The sequence below is a fragment of the Wolbachia endosymbiont of Drosophila incompta genome (assembly GCF_001758565.1).
Taxonomy (GTDB): domain Bacteria; phylum Pseudomonadota; class Alphaproteobacteria; order Rickettsiales; family Anaplasmataceae; genus Wolbachia; species Wolbachia pipientis.
In genome coordinates, this window is record NZ_CP011148.1 from 152863 (window position 1) to 155063 (window position 2201).

Sequence of the window (2201 nt, forward strand, 5' to 3'; positions counted from 1 at the left end):
ATCCTTCCTTGAGAATTACTTGTTCATCGGATAATTCTGTAATCTCAGGATTAATCATGTAAAATTTGCCAGTTGAGCCATATCCTGCTGGCTCATTTTCAATCGTTTCTAGCTGAATATCCATAACAAAAATTCTCTTTAACACTCCAACTTGCACTGCAGCAAGGCCAAGACCTTCTGCATCATACATAGTTTCGAACATGTCGTTTACTAATTCTTTAATTTTATCGTTTATATCTGTTACTTCACTGGCACGTGTGATTAGTCTTTCATCAGGGGCAATTACAATTGGTAATATGGACATAAAAATTATAATTCTATGTTTTGCTTTTCCTTTTGTCCAGAATTTAGTGTATATTAAAATGTTGCTATATCTATAATAGAAATATAAATTATTAAAGGAAGCTACAATTTAAATGAAATTGCGTAATAAGGTTAACTAATGTACTCTGCAGTAATAGCAAAACCAAAGAGAAATGTTTTTGCTGTTTTAGACATAGGTGGTCTGATGATTCTTTGTCTAATCGTTAAGATAAATGGCAACTTCAGCTATAAAGTAACAGGAACGGGTTATAAGATTGCAGAAGGTGTAAACGGTGGATCAATAACTAATGTAAAACACGCAAATTACTCCATCTCATCAACTATAGGTTTAGCTGAACAAGTATCAGAAGAAACCATAGATCAGATATATGTGAACATTGCTGGATGTGGCATCTCATCTTTCAATGTACATAATGAAATTATTGCAGCTAACCATGAGATTTCTGAGCGTGATATAAGACGTGTAGTTTTTCAAACATTTGAGAAATATATTGAAGACAATGTTATCATTCACAATATACCACTAAAATATCACTTAGATGACATGACTGACATAAAAGAAGTTGGTGGATTGTACGGAAAAAGACTATCTGCTGATGTTAATGTTGTCACTGCTTCGCGTCCAGCGCTTACCAATATTGAAAACTGTATTACCAATAATGGTGGATTAAATATGGCAGGTTGTATTGCTTCTGCATATTCTGCAGGTCTTGCCTGTCTGAGTGGAGATGAAAAAGAGCTCGGGACTGCTATTGTTGATATAGGCGGTGGGTGCACTGCAATTGGAATTTTCAAAAGAGGGAAACTTGTGTATGCAAGCAGCGTTCCAATTGGTGGTGTTCATATCACTCGAGATATTGCTTACGGGCTATGCACAAGCATAGAACGTGCAGAGTATATAAAAATACTGTATGGCAGCACTATCGTAACTTCAATAGATGAGAATGAGTACATTACAATGCAAAACAACGAAAATGATGAACCTACTCAAGTATTCAAATCTGAGCTTATTAACATCATAAGACCAAGAGTTGAAGAAATACTTGAAATGGTAAGAGAGCAATTTCAAGAGCAGAAAGATCCAATTAATAAAGTAGTGATCACAGGTGGAACTAGTCAACTCACAAGCATGAAGGAAATTGCAGGCTATATATTCAATAAGCAAGTTCGAATTGGGTGCCCTGAGTCTTGTAGCGGTCTTGATGGCGAATATGATAAAAATCCTGTATTTTCTGCTGCTATAGGCTCTATAAAGCTAATAGTTGACACTTTTTATAAAAATAATTCTGGTATTTTAGGTCAGGATGGTAAAATGAGTAAATTGTATAATTGGGTTAAATCAAAAGTTACAGTCTAGATTTCTGTTTTACCACCTTTCATACAAATGACTTGACACTAGGATCCATAGGACTTATTTTTATAATATGTAAAATTATTATGTTTATGTACTTGCGAGTAAGCGTACCAATTACAATAAGACATGGAAAATATGAACATAACTATACACTCACAAGAAGATTTTGAATTTATGCGCAAGGCTGGCAGGCTTGCTGCTGAAACTCTTGATTTCATTGCACCGTACGTAAAGGTAGGGGTGACAACTAATGAATTAAATGATCTATGCCATGACTTTATAATTAATGCAGGTGCAATTCCAGCACCACTAAATTATAGGGGGTATCCAAAATCAATCTGCACCTCAAAAAATGCCGTTGTGTGCCATGGTGTTCCTGATGATACACCGCTTAAAGATGGGGATATTTTGAATATTGACGTTACGGTGATTTTAAATGGCTGGCATGGTGATACAAGTCGCATGTTTTGGGTTGGCAAGCCATCAATAAAAGCAAAACGTTTATGTGACGCTACTTATAATG

General features: G+C 35.3%; 2 protein-coding genes and 1 pseudogene (1 of these 3 running past the window's edge). 2 read left to right on the top strand and 1 reads right to left on the bottom strand.

Annotated features, from left to right (window positions below; translation table 11 throughout):
* A pseudogene (gene def, locus WG67_RS00735) lies at positions 1-304 on the bottom strand (peptide deformylase) (it extends 236 nt beyond the left edge of the window).
* Positions 305-442: 138 nt separating this feature from the next.
* Between def and ftsA the strand changes: the two are divergent.
* Entirely contained in the window at positions 443-1681 is a 1239-nt protein-coding gene (gene ftsA, locus WG67_RS00740; RefSeq protein ID WP_070356750.1) for a cell division protein FtsA, read from the top strand.
* 132 nt (positions 1682-1813) lie between these two features.
* The coding region (locus tag WG67_RS07995; RefSeq protein ID WP_458694959.1) for a M24 family metallopeptidase at positions 1814-2201 on the top strand (388 nt) is incomplete at its 3' end.

What these genes read in the sequence shown, in the direction of transcription:
- ftsA (WP_070356750.1), top strand. Translation starts at nt 443, where the DNA reads ATGTACTCTGCAGTAATAGCAAAACCAAAGAGAAATGTTTTTGCTGTT.